Genomic DNA, 21,899 nt, shown 5'->3' with positions numbered 1-21,899 from the left:
CTACCGCGAGCTTGTCGTTGAGAGAGTTCGTGGAGAGTGACTTCTCCTCGATCTGCTGTTGCTGGCGCTGCTTTTGGTCCTGCCCCCGCTGCCGCTGATCCACCTGCTGCTGTCTCGGGTAGTGTCGCGTGAGTGATTGGACATGTGACCATCCCTCCGGTTCACCGTCGGCAGAATACGGCAGGTGTTAGAACCTCGCTGGGCTTTGAGGCGCGGCGTTTTGGTTGCTCACGGCCTTCGGGTCGGGTTGCTTTGAAGCAGCCGATGAAACAGGGGCTGCCGTACCTGGCGCGAAGGTCGAAAGACAAAAGAATGCGGCTGTCGTTGCAGCCATGAGAGTGCTGTTCATTGGCATTCTCCCTCGGATGGCGGTTGTCAGCAACGGCGACCACCACATACACGCAGTTAGGCCGCTATAAACGGACCACCCATGGTGCCAGCGGTGTATGAACTGATGATGTCAGACCGAGCGGCATGGGAGGTTACGCGAAGGGGGCCATCCAGCCAGCCACGGAAACCTCCTGGCCGCTCCATGGGAGGCGCCAGCGACTTTACAGCAACCACTAATATTAGTCACCAGAAAAATGCACGCCGTCGGATCTCTCAAAGGAGTTGACATCTCATCCTCCAAAGACCCACGCTCCCAGCATCCAGAAGGCTATCCAGATCAAGGCTAAAGCACCGACGACGAGGAGGAAGGCGAATATCATGCTGGGGATCTCGAAGCGGTTCACGGCTCTTCCTCACTGCGTATTGCCCGAACAGCATTTCCCCGCCATTCCTTCCACACACGGAGCACTTCAACCGAGGTTGGATCTCAGCAATATACGCCTGCCTCAATCGATCCGTTTCTGTCGAATGGTCGCTGTGTCCCGCAGCCATGGCACTTTACCTGAATATCGACGTGGTACGGGGCGTAGTGGAGAGATCCGGGTTCTATCCCCTGGAAACGAGTCACGGCATCATGGTCGATTTCGATGACAGCTCGTACAAGAGCATTGAGGGCGCGCGGTCGAAGCAAATTCGCCTTGAGCCCCAACCGCACACCCCATTGCTCTGGAGGGGCTGGGGTCCTGGCTCCAAAAGCAACGTGCCGGAAGCTAAGAGTTCAGGGTTAATTTAGTATTTAGGAATGACTAATATTAAAGAAAAGGGCCCCACTGATGGTTCGACACTCAGCGAAAACCCTGGGGGCGTGCTGGTGGGCTGCCATAAACCTCAGGGCCACCGCCGAGCCACCCGCCGGTGTACGCTCCCACGGGTAACACGATTATCATACGCCCGCCCTGGGACGGTTGCCAGTTGATCTTCGGTCAGCCGACGTCGTCCGCGAACTTAATGCTTTGCAGGGTAGCGGGTCATTCCGAGTGTTTGCCGCGATATGTGGTCGGCGGAGGAAGCGCCTCGTGAGCTTGAGCAAGCGTTTCGAGCCACGAGGCCAAGCCAGCTGGAACTTCAGCGTTCCCGGCCTCCAGCGCTTCCACCCATGAAAGGTCGCATTGCAGGGCCGATGCCAGATTGATCGGCGTCCACCGGATATGAAGAAGGCATTCCGTGAAACGGGCAGGGGTCATTGCTCACATCCTCGTAAAGCACCGACAAACATGGCCTATGATGTACTGCCAGTTCGGCAGGTCAACCATATCTTCAGCCTCCTCGATCTGGCAGTGCGTCAACCTGCGCCGTCACTGCCGTAGGAGTCGTCCTTCACGCACCTCAGAAACTTGTTTCAATTATTTCCGGGATAGCTAATGTTCCCGCATGGCAAACCGAACGGTGCGGCTTAAACAGGGCGCAGCGGGGACCGAGCATCCTGTACAGGACGAAATCTCGAATGCCAGAGGGAGAGAAGCTTAGCTCTTCGGAGGCAACGCCTGAGCTTCTCTCCCGATCCTGCGGCTTCGGCCCAGCTATGCCGCCCATTTGAGGCCAGCCAGACCATTCTTGGTTCTGGATCTGGATCAATCTCGTCAAGACGTCGGGCGTGTCGTTCCTCGGCAAGCCGACGTTTCTGCCGACGGGCCACATCTTCATGAGTCCGGCCGGAAAGGGCTTCATAAGGTCGACGGGATCGGGTTCCGGCGGTGCGGGGATCGGCGGGCAAGCCGATTTGCTCGGCCTCAACCTCCGTGAGCTGTGCCCAAGCCTTTGCGTCTTCGAGGCGGCTGTATGTCTTGGAGAGTGGGGCGCAGCCCTGAACGCGGACCTGCACCTGATACTTTCCATTGCGCCTACGGATGGTCGCCATTGCAAAACCTCATGCTGTGACCGTGGTGTGACAGCGATGAATTGCAACGCGCTTGGTGGAGCGCGACCCTTGATAACTATTTGATTTATCGAGGAAAGAGTGGTGCCGCTTACGTGACTCGAACACGTGACCCCATCATTACGAATGATGTGCTCTACCGACTGAGCTAAAGCGGCAATCCCTTCGGCCGAACCATGCGGCCCGCGATTTGCATGGGCTGATACAGGCATTGTTTGAAGATTTCAAGCGCCCTGTCGGCTCTTCGGCAAAAAAGAACGGTGCTGTGGAAATCCGCCGCCGATCTCTAGAGTGACAGCCGCGTCCGGGCAGCCGCATATTCGGCTTCCAGCCGGTCGACGAGCTTGCCGACTGGTTCGATCGCCTTGATGACGCCGATGCCTTGTCCGCTGCCCCAAATGTCCTTCCATGCCTTGGCACCGCCGACGGCCTGTTCGAAATCCATTTTCGAGGGATCGGCGACCGGCAGATTGTCGGGGTCGAGGCCGACGGCCTTCACCGACGGTTTGAGATAATTGCCATGCACGCCGGTGAAGTAGTTGGAATAGACGATGTCGTTCGCCATGCCGTCGACAATCGCCTGCTTGTAGGCGTCTGAGGCGCGGGCCTCTTCGGTCGCGATGAAGGGCGTGCCGATATAGGCCATGTCGGCGCCCATCGCCTGCGCCGCGAGGACGGCACCGCCATTGGCTATCGCGCCGGCAAGCAGCAGCGGCCCGTCGAACCATTCGCGGATTTCCTGGACAAGCGCGAACGGCGAAAGCGTGCCGGCATGGCCGCCGGCACCGGCAGCGACGGCAATCAGCCCGTCCGCGCCCTTGCGGATGGCTGAGTTCGCATGGCGATTGTTGATGACGTCGTGAAGCACGATGCCGCCGTAGGAGTGCACTGCGGCGTTCACTTCCGGCACGGCGCCGAGCGACGAGATGACAACCGGCACCTTATATTTGACGCAGAGCCTCAGATCGTGCTCCAGCCGCTTGTTCGACATATGGACGATCTGGTTGACGGCAAACGGAGCCGCTGGCCGTTCGGGGTTCGCGGCGTTGTGCGCGGCGAGATCCTCGGTGATAATGGCGAGCCATTCGTCGAGCTGGCTTTCCGGCCGCGCATTCAGGGCCGGGAAGGCGCCAACGATCCCAGCCTTGCACTGCGCCAGCGTCAGTGCCGGGTGCGAAATGATGAAGAGCGGGGAGGCGACGACCGGCAATCTGAGATTCTGGGTCAGGATCGGAGGCAGGGCCATGGGACACCGTAGGAATTGACGTTTACGAAAACGTCAATGTGATAGCAGAGACTTTGACAGAGGAAAAGTGCGCTCTATCGATTCCTCAAATATCGGCTATTGTTGCAAGGACATAGGACGGTCAGGGTCTCCTGCGTTATCCCCTGCCGATGCGAACCCGGACACCGGGTGAGGCTTGCGATTTGCGGCGGCAGCGGCTACCGCATTTACGAATTGTTAAGTACAAAGCCCAGTCTCAGAGTAAAGGACCGGACGTGAGCGGATTAGAAACGGCTATCAAAACGGCGCTCAGCAATGCCGATCGCGACAATCCCGAAGTCCGTGCAAAGATTTATCAGTCCGCGCGTCAGGCTCTTGAAGCCGGTCTCCGCAAGCAGGACATCACCGAGACGGAAGCGGTCGCCTATCATCGCCACAGGCTCGAAACGACGATCCATATGATCGAAGCGGAGGAGCGCGAACGCCTTCATCCGCGCCAGGGGCCGCCGGAAGTTGCTGTTCCCCCCGTGGTGGAAGTACCAAGGCCGGCTGATCATGTGGCAGAGGAAGAAGTCGCGAACGTTTCGATTGGCGGCGAAACCCGTGAGCATTCGGTTACCGACCCACGCTTCGACGATGAATCCAGCCTCGCCGGCGTCCATGCCGGGAGCGGCAATCATCTTGGCGCCGAGCCGGTCGCTGAATCGCCAGCGGCGGAGCGAAAGCCCACGCAGATGGATTTCCGGCCGGAGCGCGCCGCGGTTCGACGCAAGCCGCGCAAGTTTTTCTCCCGACTGCTTGTCGCCTGCGTGCTCCTGGCCTTCATCGGCATGGGTGCGTGGTGGGTATACACCTCGGGCGTGCTTAAGACCGCTGCGGAACGAGATACAAGCGTTGCCAATCCGCCGGCGAGCACTCAGCCGGAAGACTTCGACGGCGCGGACAACAGTGGCGACAGCGGTGCCGCAGGCGGCAATGCGGCGCCGGTTGCGATCGACCCGCAGAACTCCTTCTCCGCGGACTGGATTGAGGTTTTCAAGCCGTCCAATGCGGACAAGATCAAGACCGGTGCACGGGCGGAAATTCAGAATGTTGCGGAAAACGAGGGCACCGCGGTCCGCCTGATCTCGCAGAGCAACGACAGCGACGGCAATATCAGCATCAGCGTTCCCGCCGATGTCCTTCAGCAGTTGGCCGGCAAGTCCTCGACGATTGCAATCACGCTGCAATCGACGTCCGACGAACCAACTCAGGTTACAGTGGAATGCGATTTCCAGTCGCTCGGCGACTGCGCCCGTCACCGTTTCTCGGTCACCCGGCAGAAGTCGGATGTGCTTCTCCAGGTCCGCTTCGATCGCTCGCTGGCGCCGAACGCCGCCGGAAGTCTGATCATCAACAGCGATGTTGACGGCAAGGCGCGCGGCATCAACCTCTACGCTATCCGAATCCTGCCGGGGCAATAGGTTATTTCAGGAAATGCGGACCCGAGCCGATGATCTTGTCATCGAGTTTGCCGATGGCATCCTTGTCCTTGCCGTCATAATCCATCGTCTTCAGCATGTGCCGGATCAGGTTTAACCGGGCGCGACGCTTGTCATTGGCACGAATGACCGTCCAGGGCGCGAATTCCGTATGTGTCTCTTTCAGCATCCGGTCGCGTTTCTCGCTGTAGTCGCCCCATTTCGTCAGCGCTGCGATGTCCATCGACGACAGTTTCCAGACCTTGAGCGGGTCGTTGCGCCGATCGTGGAAGCGCTTCAGTTGCATCTCGCGGCCGATATCGAGATAGAACTTGAAGAAGAAGATACCCTCGTGCGCGATGACCTTCTCAAGCTGAGGCGCCTGGTTCAGGAAATCTTCGTATTGCTTGTGCGTGCAGAAGCCCATGACGGGCTCGACGCCGGCACGATTGTACCAGGACCGGTCGAAGAGCACGAACTCGCCCGCGGTCGGGAATTGCGCGACATAGCGCTGGAAATACCATTGCCCGGCCTCACGATCGGTGGGCTTGGCCAATGCGACCGCCCGGGCAAGGCGGGGATTCATGTGCGCCGATGAGGCGGAAATCGCGCCGCCCTTGCCCGCCGCATCCCGTCCCTCGAAAAGCGCCATGACCCGCTTGCCGGTGGCCTGCAGCCAGAACTGCACCTTGACCAACTCGATCTGCAGCTTTTTGAGTTCTTCAAGGTATTGTTCTTCCTTGAGGTGTTTGTCGTATGGATAGCCGCCGGATTCCAAAGCCGCCTTGTCAACCCAGTCCGGCAGCACGGCATTGTCGACATCAAAGACGCGCTTCTCTCCGCGGATGTCCAGTTCGACGGCTCTGCTTTCGACATCATCGGCCATGGCTTCTTCTCCGGTGAACTTCGTCGCATACAGGCGACCATATTTCCTGTTGAAAATCAAATGTCTTGCGGATCGTGGAAATTTCTGTGTGTTCGCACCAAAGCTTTTCCGCGTGTCGTGTGCAGGCGAAAACTTCTGTCATGAATCACGGCTATCAGGCAGAGTTTGAAGATAAGAGTACGAGCCGAAACCGCGAGGGGCAGTTGGAAGACAAAGCGCCATGGACACGAAGCCTGATTGCACGCATTCGGCAGGAGCGTCCCGTCCTGCTCGTGGCTCTGCTGATCGCCCTGATTGTTCTGGCTGCAGGCGCAAACAAGTGGGTCGTGCTCGGTCTTCTGTTGCTAATGATCATCACGGCGTTGTGGCACGCGGTTCCGGCGGCCCTCCCGAAAGTCCAGCTGGAACCAGTTCCCGAGACTATCGAAGCGCCCGGGAACCGCTTGGCCGAGGTTGCCGCGACGCTTGCCGCGCTCGACATCCCCGTCATGGTGCTTTCCGGTGATGCCTCGGTGCTTTACCAGAACCGCGCGGCCGAAAAGGCTTTCGGCGAGGCCGCCATTGGTGCGCATATTTCCGCTCGCCTGCGCTCGCCTGGCATCCTCGACATGGTCAGCGAAACGATTGCAACCAACGCGCCGAACCAGATCGAGCACTCCGAACGCCTGCCATCCGAGCGCGTTTACATCGTCCGCAGCGCCCCCGTGGAGTTTGACGAACAGCAGCCGGCTGATGAGCGTTTCTTCGTGCTCTCCTTCCGGGACATTTCCGAGGTTCGCCGCATCGACCGCATGCGCTCCGATTTCGTCGCCAATGCCAGCCACGAGTTGCGCACGCCACTCGCGTCCCTGCGCGGCTTCATAGAGACTATCCAGGGCCCGGCGAAGAATGACGGCAAGGCGCAGGAGCGCTTTCTCGGCATCATGCTGGATCAGGCCACTCGTATGAGCCGTCTTGTCGACGACCTCCTGTCCTTGTCGCGGCTGGAACTCAAGTCACATATCGCCCCGGATCAGAAGGTCGATCTCGTTCCACTTCTCGGCCATGTGAGGGACTCGCTGGCACCACTCGCAAACGATGTCGGCGTTGAGATCGTGCTGCATCTTCCGCTGGGCAAGGCAGAGGTGCTTGGCGACCGCGACGAACTGGTCCAGGTTTTTGAAAACCTGATGGAAAATGCCTGCAAGTATGGGCAGGAGGGCAAGACCGTCGATGTGTTCCTGAAGAATGCACCGGGCGAGCCGGTGGAGGTCACGGTTGTCGACAAGGGACCGGGAATTCCGGCCGAGCATGTGCCGCGACTGACCGAGCGTTTCTACCGTGTGAGCATCGAGGACAGCCGCTCGAAGAAAGGCACGGGGTTGGGCCTTGCCATCGTCAAGCATATCCTGACGCGGCACCGCGCGCGCTTGATCGTCAAGTCGGAAGTCGGCAAGGGAACGAGCTTCACCGTGCGGTTTTGACATAAAACTGAGATCAATCGTGCGGGATCGCATTCTTTGTATAATGATTTCATATATTTAATCTGTCACAAATGTTTCGTGAAAATGACATAAAAGCTCTGGGCATCAGGGGCTAAAGAGAGCGGGCCGCTGATGAAGACGGCACTGCAAAGGCCGCTCAGGGCCGCACTCAGACCGCTATATGCCCGGGAGATTGTTATGAACGCTTTTAAACTCACGGTCGCAGCACTTGCCGCTTCCGCCGCTTTCGCTGGCGCGGCCGTTGCTCGCGACCAGGTTCAGGTTGCTGGCTCGTCCACCGTCCTGCCTTACGCCAAGATCGTAGCCGAAACCTTCGGCGAAACCTTCAAGGACTTCAAGACGCCGGTCGTTGAATCCGGCGGCACGGGCGCTGGCCTCAAGGAATTCTGCAAGGGCGTCGGCCCGGACACCATCGACGTTGCCAACGCTTCGCGTCCGATCAACGCCAAGGAACTGGACGCCTGCAAGGCAGCCGGCGTCACCGACATCCAGGAAGTGAAGATCGGCTATGACGGCATCGTCTTCGCGACCGACTCGTCCAACCCTGATGCCGCCTACGTCCCGGCCGACATCTATAAGGCTCTGGCTGCCCAGGTCGTTGTTGACGGCAAGCTCGTCGCCAACCCTTACAAGAAGTGGTCGGAAGTCAACCCGGCACTCCCGGCTGTTGACATTGCTGCCTACATCCCGGGCGAAAAGCACGGCACCCGCGAAGTCTTCGAACAGAACGTTCTTGCTGCTGGCTGCAAGGCTTCCGGCGCTCTCGACGTCATCAAGGCTTCGATCTCTGACGCCGCCGCTCAGACCAAGGCTTGCGTCGCAGTCCGTAAGGACGGCGCTGCTGTCGACATCGACGGTGACTATCCGGAAACGCTGGCACGCATCGCTGCCAACAAGACCGGCGTTGGCGTCTTCGGCCTTTCCTTCTATGAAAACAACGCCGACAAGCTGAAGGTTGCGACGGTCAACGGTATCGTTCCGTCGACCGAAACCATCTCCGACGGCACGTACCCGGTTTCCCGTCCGCTGTTCTTCTACGTCAAGAAGGCACACCTCGGCGTCATCCCGGGCCTGAAGGAATACGTCAACTTCTTCGTATCCGAACAGATGATCGGACCGGACAGCCCGCTCGTCGAGTACGGCCTCGTTGCCGCTCCGGACGGTGAGCGCGACGCGATCCGCAAGGGCGTTGAAGACGGCAAGACTATGTAATGACTTTGCCGGCGCGATCACCAGATCGCGCCGGCTTTGCCTTGTTCCGCCAAGTCGGGACGGGGTCTGAACTTCTGCAAGTTTGAGAGCCGGATCGGTCCGCCTGCCGTTTCCGCTTTTGGGGTCAAAGGGCCTGGGACCTAATCGAATGGGTACATCCATCATACTCTTGTGTCTCGTGGTGCTTGGCGCCGTTGCTTTCATCGCAGCGCGCAGCCGTGCTACGGCACTTGCCGGGGGCAAGTCCTCCGCGCTGCATTCGCGACCGGGCTACTATGGCGCCTATGCCGCCATCTGGGCGGTGCTGCCGGCACTTATCGTGCTGTGCGCCTGGCTGGCGATCAGCCCTTCGATCATTGAGTCTTCCGTCCGTGGCACTTTCCCGGATGACGTCAAGGCGCAGCCGGCCGCGCAGCAGAACCTGAATTACGGGATGGTCAGCGCGATTGCGCGCGGCTTGCCGCTCCTCACCCCGGAGGAGATCAGCGGTGCAGCCAGCGATCCGGCTGGCCTCCAGGCAAAGCTTGCTGCAAAGGGCGTTCCGCTGGCCGGCCAGCCGCAGCCATACATGATAGACGCAGCGCAAAAGCTGAACGAAGAATCGGCTTCCAGCCGCCTCGTCATGACGGCGGTCGTCCTCATCCTTGCCGTTGCCGGCGCATTCTATGCGCTTCGTGAAGTCGCTCCGCGATTCCGTGCACGCAACCGCGTCGAACGTGTCATGCTTTGGGGCCTGCTCCTGGCGTCCTCGATCGCCATCCTGACGACGATCGGTATCGTTCTGTCAATGCTGACGGAAGCCGCGCATTTCTTCGCGGTCGTTCCTGCTGCAGACTTCTTCTTCGGTACGGTCTGGGATCCGCGCTTTGCTGGTGCCGGCGGCTCGTCCTTCGGGCAATTCGGCCTGATACCGCTGCTGCTAGGCACGCTTTACATCGGCTTCGTTGCGATGCTGGTGGCGGTGCCTGTCGGCCTGTTCGCGGCGATCTACATGGCGGAATACGCGGCCCCCGCGGTGCGATCGATCGCAAAGCCGCTGCTCGAAGTGCTCGCTGGTATTCCGACGATTGTTTACGGCTTTTTCGCCCTCGTCACGGTCGGCCCCTTCCTCCGCGACCTGTCTTCGCAGGTAAACGGCCTCCTTACCGGCAATTATGCGAACTTTATTCAGGCACAGAGCGTTCTGACAGCGGGTATCGTCATGGGCATCATGCTGATCCCATACGTTTCGTCGCTCTCCGACGATATCATCACCGCTGTGCCGCGTGCGCTCCGCGATGGTTCGCTCGGTCTCGGTGCGACGCGTTCGGAGACAATCAAGAAGGTGGTGCTTCCCGCGGCGCTGCCCGGCATCGTCGGCGCGCTTCTGATGACTGCATCGCGCGCCATCGGCGAAACCATGATCGTGGTGCTGGCGGCGGGTGTCGCAGCGCGCATCCAGATCAACCCGTTCGAGCCAATGACGACAGTCACTGTCAAGATAGTCAATCAGCTCACTGGTGATCTGGAGTTCACCTCGCCGCAGACGCTGGTTGCCTTCGCGCTTGGTATCACGCTGTTCTTCATCACGCTTTGCCTCAACATCTACGCGCTCTATATCGTGCGCAAATACCGGGAGCAGTACGAATGACGGATATTGTTTCTCCGGGTCAGGGCGTTGTCGTTTCGAAGGCGCCTGAACGTCGCGACATCGGCCTCAAGCGCCGCTATGCCGCCGAGCGCCGGTTCCGCATCTATGGAATCGCTGCGATCTCCTTTGGCTTGATCTTCCTGGCGGTTTTGCTGACGAGCGTCGTCAGCAAGGGCTACACGGCCTTCCTGCAGACGGCGATCACGCTGCCGATCGAGTTCAGCGAGAAAACCATCGACCCGAACAACAAGCGCGCAACGGATCCGTCCGTGCTGATCGCGGCCAATTATTCGGTTCTCATCCGCGACGCGATGGTCAAGACGCTGAACCTCAATGCATCGAGCCGTCCCGAGGTGCGTGACGCGACCGCTATGATCTCCAAGGGCGCGCCGATCCAGCTGCGCGACATGGTCGTTGCCGATCCGTCGCTCATCGGCAGGACAGTCAACATCACCCTGCTTGCAGACGCCAACGTTGACTCCGCCAACAAGGGTCAGATTGACCTCAAGGTCGACGAGAAGAACCGCAAGGTGAACGACAGGCAGGTTGGCTGGATGAACCAGCTGGCGGAAACCGGTGCGCTGCACAAGAAATTCAACACCGGGCTCTTCGTCAACGGCAACTCCAGCCGTCCCGAGGCCGCCGGTCTTGGTGTCGCCCTGGTTGGCTCGCTTTATCTGATGTTGATCGTGCTCGTCCTTTCCCTGCCGATCGGCGTTGCCGCTTCGATTTACCTCGAGGAATTTGCACCGAAGAACAAGCTGACGGACCTGATCGAGGTCAACATCAACAACCTCGCGGCGGTTCCCTCCATCGTCTACGGTCTGCTCGGTCTTGCTGTTTTCATCAACTTCGCCGGCCTGCCGCGTTCAGCGTCGCTGGTTGGTGGTCTGGTACTGACCCTGATGACCTTGCCCACGATCATCATCGCGACCCGCGCAGCGCTTCGCGCCGTCCCGCCATCGATCCGCTCGGCCGCGCTCGGCCTCGGCGCCTCCAAGATGCAGATGGTCTTCCACCACGTCCTGCCGCTTGCGATGCCCGGTATCCTGACCGGCACGATTATCGGTCTGGCGCACGCGCTCGGGGAGACGGCGCCGCTGCTTTTGATCGGCATGGTCGCTTTCGTCGCGAATGCTCCGGCGACGCCCATGGAGCCTTCGACGGCCCTGCCGGTGCAGGTCTACATGTGGGCCAATGAAGCCGAGCGCGCCTTCGTCGAGCGGACCTCCGGCGCCATTATCGTCCTGCTCCTATTCCTGATCCTCATGAACCTCGGAGCCATCCTCTTGCGTCGTCGCTTTGAGCGCCGCTGGTAAACGGAGTAAACATTATGAACATGTTGACGGAAGCAGCAGTTGAGAAAGCGGTTGATCAGAAGATGAACACCATTCCCTACAAGATGATCGGCCAGGACGTCTCCGTTTACTACGGCGAGAAGCGCGCGCTGTTCGACGTGAAGCTGAACATCCGTGAAAACACGGTGACCGCCCTGATTGGCCCATCCGGTTGCGGCAAGTCCACCTTCCTGCGCAGCCTGAACCGCATGAACGACACGATCGACGGTTGCCGCGTCGCTGGCAAGATCACGCTCGATGGCGAAGATATCTACGATCCGGATATCGACGTTGTGGAGCTTCGCGCGCGTGTAGGCATGGTGTTCCAGAAGCCCAACCCGTTCCCGAAGACGATCTACGAAAACGTCGCCTACGGTCCGCGTATCCATGGGCTCGCCAAGTCGAAGGCCGACATGGACCAGATCGTCGAACACAGCCTGCAGCGCGCCGGCCTCTGGAATGAGGTGAAGGATCGCGTTCACGAAGCCGGCACCGGTCTTTCCGGTGGTCAGCAGCAGCGCCTCTGCATCGCCCGCGCCGTCGCCGTCAGCCCCGAAGTCATCCTGATGGACGAGCCATGCTCGGCACTCGATCCGATTGCAACGGCCAAGGTCGAGGAGCTCATCCACGAGCTCCGCGAGAACTACACGATTGTCATCGTGACGCACTCGATGCAGCAGGCCGCCCGTGTTTCGCAGCGCACAGCCATGTTCCACCTTGGCAACCTCGTCGAGGAGAATGACACCGACAAGATGTTCACCAACCCGGACGATCCGCGCACCCAGGACTACATCATGGGCCGCTTCGGTTGATCGGCCGTCTCGGTAGCACTTACGATATTCAAGGATGAGCCCTATGGCATCGACACATATCTTTTCTGCCTACGACGATGATTTGAAGTTCCTGTCCCGCCGTATCTCGGAAATGGGCGGCTTGGCCGAGCAGATGGTCTCGGATGCAGTACGCGCGCTCGTAAACGGCGATACGGTTCTTGCCCAGAAGGTCATCTCGGACGATGTGATCCTCGACCACGCGGAGCGCGAGATCGGCGACAAGGCGATCGTCACGATCGCCCGCCGCCAGCCGATGGCGGCCGATCTTCGCGAGATCATGGGCTCCATCCGCATCGCGGCAGACCTGGAGCGCGTCGGCGACCTGGGCAAGAACACTGCCAAGCGCGTCATTGCCGTACAGAGCGCCGGCGTGCCGCGCAAGCTCGCCCGCGGCCTCGAGCACCTGTCCGAGCTCGCCCTCGTCCAACTCAAGGAAGTCCTCGACGTCTACACGAGCCGTGCTGCCGACAAAGCAAAATCGGTCCGTGAGCGCGACGAGGAAATCGACGCGATGTACACCTCGCTGTTCCGTGAAATGCTCACCTACATGATGGAAGATCCGCGCAACATCACCAGCTGCACGCATCTTCTGTTCTGCGCCAAGAACATCGAGCGCATCGGCGACCACGCCACCAACATTGCCGAAACGATCTACTACATGGCCACCGGTGCCCAGCCGGAAGGCGAACGTCCGAAGGACGATACCGCCAACACCGTCGGCGCAGTCACTGAATAGTCATTCCGCGACCGCGCCCCCAGGAGACCGAAACGAATGATCCCTAAAGTAGCTGTCGTTGAAGACGAAGAAGCGCTGAGCGTGCTTCTCCGCTATAACCTTGAGGCCGAAGGCTTTGAGGTCGATACCATCCTGCGCGGCGACGAGGCCGAGATCCGGCTTCAGGAACGCACGCCGGACCTTCTCATCCTCGATTGGATGTTGCCGGGCGTGTCTGGCATCGAGCTCTGCCGCCGCCTGCGCATGCGGCCGGAAACCGAGCGCCTGCCGATCATCATGCTGACCGCCCGTGGCGAGGAAAGCGAACGGGTTCGCGGCCTCTCGACCGGTGCTGACGATTACGTCGTCAAGCCGTTCTCGACGCCGGAGCTTGTCGCTCGCGTCAAGGCGATGCTGCGTCGTGCCAAGCCCGAGGTGCTCTCGACGCTGCTGAAGTGCGGCGATATCGAGCTGGATCGCGAGACACACCGCGTTCACCGCAAGAGCCGCGAAGTCCGCCTCGGCCCGACCGAATTCCGCCTTCTCGAGTTCTTGATGGCATCGCCCGGCCGCGTCTTCTCGCGCTCGCAGTTGCTCGACGGCGTCTGGGGTCACGACATCTATGTCGACGAGCGTACTGTTGACGTCCATGTCGGCCGCCTGCGCAAGGCTTTGAACTTTTCCAACATGCAGGACGTCATCCGCACCGTGCGCGGTGCCGGCTATTCGATGGAAGCCTGATCCTTTCAGGCGAGAGCCTGAAAGGTCTTTCCAATACAACGAAAAACGGGCCCGCGAAGGCCCGTTTTCTTTATTCCTTATCCGGCTTCCGGGTCAGGCGACCCGGTTAGCGGCCTTGCGGCGCTCGTTGACCGGCTGGTAGGCCATGCGCTGATGATACGTGCAATACGGGGAAGAGTCCGGGGACTCGCAACCGCAGAAGTGGAAGTCGTCATTGAGCGGATCGCCGACCGGCCACTTGCAGGTGCGCTCGGTGAGTTCGGTGAGGCCAAGGCGGCGAGAAATCGGAACGATTACATTTGCGGCCGGACGGAAGCGGACTTCCTCCACCGTATCGATTTCGATCTCTTCCTTGAGCATCGTCGCGCCCTGTTGGCGGGTAACGGTGCGTGTGGTGATCCGCGAGGCGTAGTTCGTGGCGCGGGGCGCCGAAGTCGTGCGCTTGGGGGTTCTGACGGTGGTCGTCGAACCGCCGGCCTTGGCACGGCCGGGCAGACTCAAACGATGGACTTTACCAATGACGGCATTACGACTTACACCGCCAAGTTGTGCTGCGATCTGGCTGGCGCTCAGGCCTTCGGACCACAGCTTCTTCAGTTTTTCAACGCGCTCGTCTGTCCAGTTCATGCCCCTGTCTCCGCCTTATTAGCGTTGGTGTAGGCAGAATCCTTCACCGTTGCCACGGACGTATCCGAGGCAAGAAACGCTTACTCAAATTTTGGTGACTAGTTCCGCCGCATGCAGCCTAGTAATTGAGTTTTAACCTAGTGTGAGGCCGACTCCGTGACAAGAGTCGGTTGAATCTCGGGGAATCGATTTTCAAGTTTTCCCCAACTTGCTGGGCGTGAGAGTCATTTATGCAACATAGTTGTTGATAGGTCGAGCGCCTCGGGATGGCTGCTTGACGCATGCAGCGAAACCTCAGTTTTGTTGACATTGCAGTGCGAAAAGTAAATAGTGCTGCTCGCCGCCGAAAGGCGGCATTTTTAATTTTCCGGACCTGCTTTCCTTAGCCGGAGTCCGGCTGCTGATGATTGCTGATAGGAGATCGCGCCATGGCTGAAGCCGCGCTTTACGACACCTACTCTCGTGCCCCGCTGCGGTTCGAGCGAGGAGAAGGCGTGTGGCTGATCAGCGAAACGGGCGAGCGATATCTTGATTTCGGCGCGGGCGTTGCCGTCACCTCCGTTGGCCACAGCCATCCGCATGTGGTTGGCGCGCTGAAGGAGCAGGCCGACAAGGTCTGGCATCTGTCCAACATCTATGAGATCCCGGGTCAGGAAACACTGGCAAAGCGGCTGACCGATGCGACCTTCGCCGATAAGGTGTTCTTCACGAACTCCGGCGCGGAAGCCTTGGAATGCGCGATCAAGACCGCGCGCCGCTATCAGTTTTCCAAGGGCCATCCCGAGCGGTTCCATATTATCACCTTTGAAGGCGCCTTCCATGGCCGTACGCTGGCGACGATTGCCGCCGGTGGCCAGGAGAAATACCTCGAAGGCTTCGGTCCCAAGGCGCCTGGCTTCGATCAGGTGCCGTTCGGTGATCTCGATGCACTCCGCAGCGCCATCACAAATGAAACGGCCGCGATCCTCATCGAACCTATTCAGGGGGAAGGCGGCGTCCGCCCGGCGACGAACGAGTTCCTGAAGGCACTTCGCGCGATCTGCGACGAGCATGGTCTGCTGCTGATTTTCGATGAAGTGCAGACCGGCATGGGCCGCACGGGCAAGCTCTTTGCGCATGAGTGGTCAGGCGCTACCCCCGATATCATGGCGGTTGCCAAGGGCATCGGCGGCGGCTTCCCGCTCGGAGCCTGCCTTGCCACGGCAGAGGCCGCTTCCGGCATGAAGGCCGGCACGCATGGCTCCACTTATGGCGGCAATCCGCTCGCCATGGCAGTTGGCAGTGCCGTGCTCGACGTGATCCTCGCGGAGGGCTTCCTGCAGCAGGTGCGTGACGTCTCGCTGGTATTCCGCCAAGGGCTGGCCTCGCTCAAGGATCGCTATCCTGATATCATCGAGGATATCAAGGGCGAGGGGCTGCTGCTCGGCGTCAAGGCCGCCGTGCCGTCCTCCGAACTGCTGCAGGCGATCCGTGACGCCCATCTGCTCGGCGTACCCGCTGGCGACAATGTCATTCGTCTTCTGCCGCCTCTGGTCGTCACTGCTGACGAAGCCCGCGAGGGCCTTGCCCGCCTCGAACGCGCCGCCGAAAGCGTGCGCGCTGCGAAGGTCAAGAAGACGGCTTAATGAATAGTGCCTGTCGGAAGGCGGGCGTGATAGGTAACGATAATGGCTTCCCCCAAACACTTCCTCGATCTCTCCGCCGTCGCGGCATCCGACCTACGGCTCATCATGGATGACGCAATCTCGCGCAAACAGGCCTTCAAGGCCGGGCAGGGCGACAAGCCGCTATCAGGCAAGATGCTGGCGATGATCTTCGAAAAGCCCTCGACGCGCACCCGCGTGTCCTTCGACGTTGGCATGCGCCAGCTCGGGGGCGAGACGCTGTTCCTGTCGGGCACAGAAATGCAGCTTGGCCGCGCCGAGACGATCGGTGACACGGCCAAGGTGCTGTCGCGCTATGTCGACGCGATCATGATCCGCACGACTGATCATGCCCGCATGCTGGAGCTCGCCGAGCATGCAACCGTTCCTGTCATCAACGCATTGACGGATGATACGCACCCCTGCCAGATCATGGCTGATGTCATGACCTTCGAAGAGCACCGCGGCTCGATCAAGGGCAAGACGATCGCCTGGACCGGCGACGGCAACAACGTGCTGCATTCGTTGGTCGAAGGAGCCGCGCGTTTTGGCTACCGCATGAATATGGCGGTGCCCCTTGGTTCCGAGCCAAAGGATCACTATCTGAACTGGGCCCGCAATGAGGGCGCCGAAATCATGCTTTACCATGATGCAGACCGTGCGGTCGCCGGCGTCGATTGTGTGGTGACCGATACCTGGGTCTCCATGAATCAGGAACATCGGGCCCGTGGTCACAACGTATTCCAGCCTTATCAGGTCAATTCGGCTTTGATGGCGCAGGCCGACAAGGATGCATTGTTCATGCATTGCCTGCCCGCCCATCGTGGTGAGGAAGTTACGGACGAGGTGATCGACGGCCCGCAATCCGTGGTCTTCGATGAAGCGGAAAACCGTCTTCATGCGCAGAAGTCGATTCTTGCTTGGTGCCTGGGCGCGATCTGAACCATACTGGACGCCACGTTTGGCCGGAAGGCCCGGTGGCCGTGCGAGCGGATGGACACCCTTGTCTGCCGCTCTCAGACTAGGAGAAGACCATGGCAGAACCTGCAGCCACCCTCGGCGAATTCAATTTCGCCGGCGATGATCATGTCGTTCCGTTTCAGGTTGAGGGACTGGATGTGCGCGGTCGCGCCGTCCAGCTCGGGCCGATGCTGGACGCGATCCTCGAGCGCCATCGCTATCCTGCGCCCGTCGCGCGGCTTCTTGCCGAAGTCGTTGTGCTGACGGTGCTGCTCGGCACGTCGCTGAAATTTGAAGGCAAGTTCACGGTCCAGACCAAGGGCGACGGCCCGGTGGACCTGCTTGTTTGCGATTTCTCGACGCCTGAGAACGTGCGTGCCTACGCACGCTTCAACCAGGGCCTCCTCGACAGGGCCGTTGCGGCAGGGCAGATCGAGCCCGAACAGCTTCTCGGCAAGGGCATGCTGGCCTTTACGATCGATCAGGGCAAGTTTTCCCAACCCTACCAGGGTATCGTTGCGCTCGACGGTGCGACCCTTGAAGAGATTGCCGGCACCTATTTCCGCCAGTCTGAGCAGATCCCGACGCGGGTGCGTCTTGCTGCTGCCGAACTCTTCGATCGCGACGACGCGGGCAAGCCGCGCCACCGCTGGCGGGCTGGCGGTCTTGTCGCCCAGTTCCTGCCGGAAGCGCCGGAGCGCATGCGCCAGCCGGATCTTCACGGCGGCGACGGCGATAGGACTGGCGGCACCCACAAGGAAGACGATGCCTGGATGGAAGCCCGCTCGCTCGTCGACACGATCGACGCCGACGAACTGACGGATCCGCAAGTCGGCACCGAGCGGCTGCTATATCGTCTGTTCCACGAGCGTGGGGTTCGCGTCTACGAACCGCGCGAGGTCTTCGATCGGTGCAGCTGTTCCCGCGAAAAGATCAAGGGGGTGCTGAAGGGCTTCTCGGCGGAGGAAATTGATGCCAGTCAGGAAGACGGCGCAATTTCGGTCACCTGCGAATTCTGCTCGACGACCTATCGTTTCGAAGTGGAAGAGGTGGCAGAGCCTGCGGAGTGATCAGTTCAGGACTCTCAGCAGCCCTGGCGAATCCAGTGAGAAGGCGGGTATTTCGACATTGAAAAGCTCGCCTTCGTCCGTTTCCATCTGGTAGTGACCGAACATCAGCCCCGACGGCGTATCCAGCGGGCAGCCCGAGGAATATTCATAGGTATCGCCGGGCGCGAGCCGCGGCTGTTCGCCCACGACGCCGGCGCCCGTGACCTCATCGACGAGGCCGTTCTGGTCGGTGATGTTCCAATAGCGGTTCACCAGTCGCACGGACTTGTCGGAATTGTTGCTGATGACGATCCGGTAGCCCCAGACATAGCGATCGTCTTCCGGATCGGATTGCTCCTCCAGATAAAAAGGTTCGACGACGACTTCAATGTCTCGTGTAAGGGCGCGGTACATGCCTACACCATAGTCAATATACGTTACCGGTATCTTATACGACAGCCGATCCGTCAATAAACCGATAGTCGATCACGTCCGTAATGCCTGTAAAGGCAAGAAGTTTCGCCACTTAAGCCTGACTTTGACCTGTCTTGGGTGGGGCAAAGCAGCATGTGGCGGTCGGCCGGATTTGCGTCGATCCGGCCGATGTCGGCTGATCAGGCGTTCACTTTTGCGAGAGCCTGGGCGAAGTCCTCGATCAGGTCGTCCGTGTCCTCGATGCCGGCGGAAAGACGAACGGTACCGCCGGAAATGCCGAGCTCCGCCCGTGCTTCGTCGGTCAGGTTCTTGTGCGTCGTCGTAGCCGGATGCGTGATCAGGCTCTTGGCGTCGCCCAGATTGTTGGAGATCTTGACGACCTGCAAGGCGTTTTGGAGCGCGAAAGCTGCTTCCTTGCCGCCCTTGAGTTCGATGGCGACCAGTGTCGAGCCACCCTTCATCTGCTTGGCGACGATGTCGGCCTGCGGATGATCGTTGCGGCCGGGATAGATGACCTTGGCGACCTTCGGTTGATCGGCCAGGAAGTCGGCGATCTTCGATGCGTTTTCGGTCTGCTGCTTGACGCGCAGCGGCAGCGTCTCGAGTCCCTTCAGCAGCGTCCATGCCGTGAACGGCGACATGGCCGGGCCGGTGTGGCGGTAGTAGTCCTGAAGGTTCTCGTTGACCCATTCCCGGTCGGAGAGGATGACGCCACCGAGGCTGCGGCCCTGGCCGTCGATGTGCTTGGTGGCCGAATAGACGACGATATGGGCGCCGAGCTCGAGCGGCTTCTGGAAGATCGGCGTGGCGAAGACGTTGTCGACCACGACCTTGGCGCCGATCTGGTTGGCGAGCTTGGCGACGCCGGCAATGTCTATCACCTCGAGTGTCGGATTGGTCGGGCTTTCCAGGAAGAACACCTTGGTGTTCGGGCGGATCGCCTTTTCCCAGTTTTCCAGATGGCGACCGTCGACCAGCGTGCATTCGATACCGTATTTCGGGGCGAGCGTCTCGACGACCCAGCGGCAGGAGCCGAAGAGGGCGCGGGCGGCAACGATGTGGTCGCCGGCCTTCACCTGGCAGAGGATTGCGGCGGTGACGGCTGCCATGCCGGAGGCCGTGGCGCGGGCTTCCTCTGCGCCTTCCAGTGCGCACATGCGCTTCTCGAACATGTCGTTTGTCGGGCTGCCGTAGCGAGCGTAGATATAGCCTTCCGTTTCGCCCTTGAAGCGCGCTTCGGCCGCTTCCGCGCTCTCATAGACGAAGCCCTGCGTGAGGTAGATGGCTTCCGAGGTCTCGCCATATTGCGAGCGCAAAGAACCGTCGTGAACGAGTTGGGTTGCGGGGCGCCAAGTCTTGCTCATGAATCACCACTTTCAAACAACAAAAAAACCGGCCGCGAAAGCAGACCGGTTTTGCACCCGGTCCTTTTAGCCACTTGTTTAACGTGGCTGCAAGCCGACCGGCCAAATCACCACGGGATAAAAGTGCAATACTGCCGTTCTATGCTTGCGTCAATTCCTTGAGTTTGGTTTTGTCTCCCGCGAATATGGATGGGGCATGATGGCTCGCGAAACAGGAATTTTGGCGGATCGCGCGATAGCCGCGCTCTTTGAGGCGGGACGTCTCACCAGCGAGCGCGATTTGGACCACGACCAGATCCAACCGGCAAGCCTTGACCTCAGGCTTGGCGCGAAGGCATTCCGCGTTCGCGCGAGCTTCATGCCGGGTCCTTCCCATTTGGTGTCCGATAAGCTCGATCGCCTCAGCCTCCACGTCGTCGACCTCAGCGAAGGCGCCGTGCTGGAGACCGGCTGTGTCTATATCGTTCCCTTGATGGAGCGCCTCGACCTGCCGGCCGACATGTCGGCCTCGGCCAATCCCAAAAGCTCGACCGGACGTCTCGATATCTTCACCCGCGTCATCACCGACTACGCGCAGGAGTTCGACAAAATCCCGGCTGGCTACTCCGGCCCGCTCTATCTCGAAATCAGTCCGCGTACTTTCCCGATCGTCGTGCGTCGAGGCTCGCGCCTGTCGCAGATCCGCTTCCGGGTCGGCCATTCGATACTTGGGGAGCCGGAATTGCTCGCGCTCCACGATGCCGAAACGCTGGTCGCCAGCAAGCTGCCGAACGTCTCCGGCGGCGGTATTGCCCTGTCGATTGATTTGGCCGGCGACAAGGATGGACTGATCGGCTACCGCGGTAAGCACCACACTGCAGTCGTCGATGTCGACAAGAAGGCGCAGCACGACATCTATGACTTCTGGGAACCTCTCTATAGCCGCGGTCGCAACGAACTGATCCTGGATCCGGACGAGTTTTATATTCTCGTCTCGCGCGAAGCCATCCATGTGCCACCGCACTACGCGGCAGAGATGACCCCCTTCGATCCGTTGGTTGGCGAATTTCGCGTGCATTATGCAGGCTTCTTCGACCCCGGCTTCGGCCACGTCCCCGCCGGCGGCCGCGGCAGCCGCGCCGTGCTCGAGGTCCGCAGCCACGAGGTTCCCTTCATCCTCGAGGACGGCCAGATCGTCGGTCGCCTCGTCTATGAGCATATGCAGGAGCACCCCGAGAGCCTCTACGGCTCCGGACTCGGCTCCAACTATCAGGCCCAGGGCCTGAAACTCTCGAAGCACTTCCGCATCTGACAACGCCGATGCCCGCTTGACAGCGGCACCCATCTATTGGAAATCTCGCTCCAACGCGGGTGTAGCTCAATGGTAGAGCAGCAGCTTCCCAAGCTGAATACGAGGGTTCGATTCCCTTCACCCGCTCCAAGTTCAGATGGTTTTGCTGGGACTGAGCGGATTTCATCCGCACTGTGGTCTGAGCGTGGTGCCCACGTGGGCCGCCGTCGTTCGCTGTCTTACTCCACGAGGAAAGAACGCCCTTTAGAGGTAGCCTCGAAGGAAATTGAAATAGTTGACAATCCTCTAATAAACATGGTTAATTTTTAACTATTCTCCGATATCACGGGAACGCAGGCGACCCCTTGGTCGTTGTCGGCATGATCAGGAGGAGTTGCAGAATGCTTTTGAAGATTTTCACGGCGAAGCGCGAGATCCGGGAGAATGGCGATACCGGCACTTACGCTGACGGCTACTATGCGCCGGAAGTGGTTCTTGCGTCTGCGCGCGATGACGATCGTGCTTCCTATGAGCGCGATTATGGTCGCGGCCGCAAGGTCGAGCAAATTCCGCTCGGGTTTGCCTGAGCACCCTTTTTAGCTTCCGTCTTGTGCGGCAGCCGGGCCATGGCTCGCTGTTTGAAGTCGAAAGTCTATAATCGAAAAGGGCGGCATTGAGCCGCCCTCAGATTGCTGACAAACCCCTGGCACCGTCTGGGGGTTTGTGATTCATTGGGACATGTTGAAGAAACCTGCCCCCACC

Annotated in this window: 19 protein-coding genes, 2 tRNA genes, 1 pseudogene and 1 riboswitch; of the genes and pseudogenes, 14 read left to right on the top strand and 8 right to left on the bottom strand. The window is 59.9% G+C overall.

The window, feature by feature from the left end:
* Positions 1 to 1,358: 1,358 nt before the first annotated feature.
* From C934_RS35645 to C934_RS0115840, 4 genes and pseudogenes are all read right to left on the bottom strand, one after another.
* Positions 1,359 to 1,574, bottom strand: a complete 216-nt coding sequence (locus tag C934_RS35645) for a hypothetical protein (RefSeq protein WP_018857635.1) — start codon at positions 1,572 to 1,574, stop codon at positions 1,359 to 1,361.
* A 362-nt stretch (positions 1,575 to 1,936) separates the two neighbouring features.
* Positions 1,937 to 2,082 (bottom strand): annotated as a pseudogene (locus C934_RS36315) (SOS response-associated peptidase); the annotation flags it as partial.
* A gap of 266 nt (positions 2,083 to 2,348) precedes the next feature.
* A tRNA-Thr gene (locus C934_RS0115845) sits at positions 2,349 to 2,424 on the bottom strand.
* Positions 2,425 to 2,552: 128 nt separating this feature from the next.
* The gene (locus tag C934_RS0115840) at positions 2,553 to 3,512 is read right to left on the bottom strand and encodes an NAD(P)H-dependent flavin oxidoreductase (RefSeq protein ID WP_018857634.1); all 960 of its coding nucleotides are present in this window, start codon (positions 3,510 to 3,512) and stop codon (positions 2,553 to 2,555) included.
* Between the two features lie 254 nt (positions 3,513 to 3,766).
* Between C934_RS0115840 and C934_RS0115835 the strand changes: the two genes are divergently transcribed.
* Entirely contained in the window at positions 3,767 to 4,954 is a 1,188-nt protein-coding gene (locus C934_RS0115835) for a hypothetical protein (RefSeq protein ID WP_018857633.1), read from the top strand.
* Position 4,955: 1 nt separating this feature from the next.
* Here C934_RS0115835 and ppk2 read toward each other — a convergent pair whose 3' ends face one another.
* Positions 4,956 to 5,837, bottom strand: a complete 882-nt coding sequence (gene ppk2, locus C934_RS0115830; RefSeq protein WP_018857632.1) for a polyphosphate kinase 2 — start codon at positions 5,835 to 5,837, stop codon at positions 4,956 to 4,958.
* A 236-nt stretch (positions 5,838 to 6,073) separates the two neighbouring features.
* Here ppk2 and phoR point away from each other — a divergent pair, with 236 nt between their 5' ends.
* The 7 genes from phoR to phoB all read left to right on the top strand — a co-directional run bounded on the left by phoR (position 6,074) and on the right by phoB (position 13,789).
* Positions 6,074 to 7,300: a phosphate regulon sensor histidine kinase PhoR gene (gene phoR, locus C934_RS0115825; protein ID WP_026371830.1), complete on the top strand. Its 1,227-nt coding sequence runs from the start codon at positions 6,074 to 6,076 to the stop codon at positions 7,298 to 7,300.
* Positions 7,301 to 7,498: 198 nt separating this feature from the next.
* Complete coding sequence (locus C934_RS0115820) at positions 7,499 to 8,533, top strand: substrate-binding domain-containing protein (protein WP_018857630.1); 1,035 nt, start codon at positions 7,499 to 7,501, stop codon at positions 8,531 to 8,533.
* Positions 8,534 to 8,681: 148 nt separating this feature from the next.
* Complete coding sequence (pstC, locus tag C934_RS0115815; protein WP_018857629.1) at positions 8,682 to 10,163, top strand: phosphate ABC transporter permease subunit PstC; 1,482 nt, start codon at positions 8,682 to 8,684, stop codon at positions 10,161 to 10,163.
* On the top strand, positions 10,160 to 11,482 hold the full coding sequence (pstA, locus tag C934_RS0115810) for a phosphate ABC transporter permease PstA (protein WP_018857628.1): 1,323 nt from the start codon (positions 10,160 to 10,162) through the stop codon (positions 11,480 to 11,482). The genes pstC and pstA overlap by 4 nt, the downstream gene beginning before the upstream one ends.
* Positions 11,483 to 11,496: 14 nt before the next feature.
* Positions 11,497 to 12,312 carry a phosphate ABC transporter ATP-binding protein PstB gene (gene pstB, locus C934_RS0115805; RefSeq protein ID WP_018857627.1) on the top strand — a complete coding sequence of 272 codons (816 nt, stop codon included), beginning with the start codon at positions 11,497 to 11,499 and terminating at the stop codon, positions 12,310 to 12,312.
* Between the two features lie 43 nt (positions 12,313 to 12,355).
* Positions 12,356 to 13,069, top strand: a complete 714-nt coding sequence (phoU, locus tag C934_RS0115800; protein WP_018857626.1) for a phosphate signaling complex protein PhoU — start codon at positions 12,356 to 12,358, stop codon at positions 13,067 to 13,069.
* A 36-nt stretch (positions 13,070 to 13,105) separates the two neighbouring features.
* Positions 13,106 to 13,789 (top strand): phosphate regulon transcriptional regulator PhoB, encoded by a 684-nt coding sequence (phoB, locus tag C934_RS0115795; RefSeq protein WP_007529789.1) that lies wholly within the window; start codon positions 13,106 to 13,108, stop codon positions 13,787 to 13,789.
* A 93-nt stretch (positions 13,790 to 13,882) separates the two neighbouring features.
* On the opposite strand, the gene C934_RS0115790 is transcribed toward phoB, so the two are convergent.
* On the bottom strand, positions 13,883 to 14,416 hold the full coding sequence (locus C934_RS0115790; RefSeq protein WP_018857625.1) for a GcrA family cell cycle regulator: 534 nt from the start codon (positions 14,414 to 14,416) through the stop codon (positions 13,883 to 13,885).
* A 428-nt stretch (positions 14,417 to 14,844) separates the two neighbouring features.
* Here C934_RS0115790 and C934_RS0115785 point away from each other — a divergent pair, with 428 nt between their 5' ends.
* The 3 genes from C934_RS0115785 (at position 14,845) to C934_RS0115775 (ending at position 18,089) form a co-directional block, all read left to right on the top strand.
* Positions 14,845 to 16,041: an aspartate aminotransferase family protein gene (locus C934_RS0115785; RefSeq protein WP_018857624.1), complete on the top strand. Its 1,197-nt coding sequence runs from the start codon at positions 14,845 to 14,847 to the stop codon at positions 16,039 to 16,041.
* Between the two features lie 42 nt (positions 16,042 to 16,083).
* Positions 16,084 to 17,001, top strand: coding sequence for an ornithine carbamoyltransferase (gene argF / locus C934_RS0115780; RefSeq protein ID WP_018857623.1), 918 nt, complete (start codon positions 16,084 to 16,086; stop codon positions 16,999 to 17,001).
* A 92-nt stretch (positions 17,002 to 17,093) separates the two neighbouring features.
* Positions 17,094 to 18,089: an Hsp33 family molecular chaperone gene (locus C934_RS0115775; RefSeq protein WP_018857622.1), complete on the top strand. Its 996-nt coding sequence runs from the start codon at positions 17,094 to 17,096 to the stop codon at positions 18,087 to 18,089.
* On the opposite strand, the gene apaG is transcribed toward C934_RS0115775, so the two are convergent.
* Together apaG and C934_RS0115765 are read right to left on the bottom strand one after the other, a co-directional pair.
* Positions 18,090 to 18,482, bottom strand: coding sequence for a Co2+/Mg2+ efflux protein ApaG (gene apaG, locus C934_RS0115770; RefSeq protein WP_018857621.1), 393 nt, complete (start codon positions 18,480 to 18,482; stop codon positions 18,090 to 18,092).
* A 200-nt stretch (positions 18,483 to 18,682) separates the two neighbouring features.
* Positions 18,683 to 19,867 carry an O-succinylhomoserine sulfhydrylase gene (locus C934_RS0115765; protein WP_018857620.1) on the bottom strand — a complete coding sequence of 395 codons (1,185 nt, stop codon included), beginning with the start codon at positions 19,865 to 19,867 and terminating at the stop codon, positions 18,683 to 18,685.
* Positions 19,868 to 19,912: 45 nt separating this feature from the next.
* A riboswitch (SAM riboswitch) is annotated at positions 19,913 to 19,991 on the bottom strand.
* Positions 19,992 to 20,063: 72 nt separating this feature from the next.
* On the opposite strand from C934_RS0115765, the gene C934_RS0115760 reads away from it, so the two are divergent.
* The 3 genes from C934_RS0115760 to C934_RS0115750 all read left to right on the top strand — a co-directional run bounded on the left by C934_RS0115760 (position 20,064) and on the right by C934_RS0115750 (position 21,724).
* Positions 20,064 to 21,158: a 2'-deoxycytidine 5'-triphosphate deaminase gene (locus C934_RS0115760; protein ID WP_018857619.1), complete on the top strand. Its 1,095-nt coding sequence runs from the start codon at positions 20,064 to 20,066 to the stop codon at positions 21,156 to 21,158.
* A 55-nt stretch (positions 21,159 to 21,213) separates the two neighbouring features.
* A tRNA-Gly gene (locus C934_RS0115755) sits at positions 21,214 to 21,287 on the top strand.
* A gap of 251 nt (positions 21,288 to 21,538) precedes the next feature.
* A complete protein-coding gene (locus tag C934_RS0115750; RefSeq protein WP_018857618.1) occupies positions 21,539 to 21,724 on the top strand; it encodes a hypothetical protein in 186 nt (61 codons plus the stop codon).
* Positions 21,725 to 21,899: the final 175 nt, after the last annotated feature.

The organism is Rhizobium sp. 42MFCr.1 (genome assembly GCF_000377185.1).
GTDB classification, from domain to species: Bacteria; Pseudomonadota; Alphaproteobacteria; order Rhizobiales; family Rhizobiaceae; genus Rhizobium; species Rhizobium altiplani.
The sequence above is the reverse complement of the archived record's forward strand: the minus strand, read 5'-3'. Positions and strand labels throughout refer to the sequence as shown.

Coding starts and splice junctions, on each gene's coding strand:
- C934_RS35645 (WP_018857635.1), bottom strand. CDS start 1,574: ATGACCCCTGCCCGTTTCACGGAATGCCTTCTTCATATCCGGTGGACG.
- C934_RS0115840 (WP_018857634.1), bottom strand. CDS start 3,512: ATGGCCCTGCCTCCGATCCTGACCCAGAATCTCAGATTGCCGGTCGTC.
- ppk2 (WP_018857632.1), bottom strand. CDS start 5,837: ATGGCCGATGATGTCGAAAGCAGAGCCGTCGAACTGGACATCCGCGGA.
- C934_RS0115820 (WP_018857630.1), top strand. CDS start 7,499: ATGAACGCTTTTAAACTCACGGTCGCAGCACTTGCCGCTTCCGCCGCT.
- pstC (WP_018857629.1), top strand. CDS start 8,682: ATGGGTACATCCATCATACTCTTGTGTCTCGTGGTGCTTGGCGCCGTT.
- pstA (WP_018857628.1), top strand. CDS start 10,160: ATGACGGATATTGTTTCTCCGGGTCAGGGCGTTGTCGTTTCGAAGGCG.
- pstB (WP_018857627.1), top strand. CDS start 11,497: ATGAACATGTTGACGGAAGCAGCAGTTGAGAAAGCGGTTGATCAGAAG.
- phoU (WP_018857626.1), top strand. CDS start 12,356: ATGGCATCGACACATATCTTTTCTGCCTACGACGATGATTTGAAGTTC.
- phoB (WP_007529789.1), top strand. CDS start 13,106: ATGATCCCTAAAGTAGCTGTCGTTGAAGACGAAGAAGCGCTGAGCGTG.
- C934_RS0115790 (WP_018857625.1), bottom strand. CDS start 14,416: ATGAACTGGACAGACGAGCGCGTTGAAAAACTGAAGAAGCTGTGGTCC.
- C934_RS0115785 (WP_018857624.1), top strand. CDS start 14,845: ATGGCTGAAGCCGCGCTTTACGACACCTACTCTCGTGCCCCGCTGCGG.
- argF (WP_018857623.1), top strand. CDS start 16,084: ATGGCTTCCCCCAAACACTTCCTCGATCTCTCCGCCGTCGCGGCATCC.
- C934_RS0115775 (WP_018857622.1), top strand. CDS start 17,094: ATGGCAGAACCTGCAGCCACCCTCGGCGAATTCAATTTCGCCGGCGAT.
- apaG (WP_018857621.1), bottom strand. CDS start 18,482: ATGTACCGCGCCCTTACACGAGACATTGAAGTCGTCGTCGAACCTTTT.
- C934_RS0115765 (WP_018857620.1), bottom strand. CDS start 19,867: ATGAGCAAGACTTGGCGCCCCGCAACCCAACTCGTTCACGACGGTTCT.
- C934_RS0115760 (WP_018857619.1), top strand. CDS start 20,064: ATGATGGCTCGCGAAACAGGAATTTTGGCGGATCGCGCGATAGCCGCG.
- C934_RS0115750 (WP_018857618.1), top strand. CDS start 21,539: ATGCTTTTGAAGATTTTCACGGCGAAGCGCGAGATCCGGGAGAATGGC.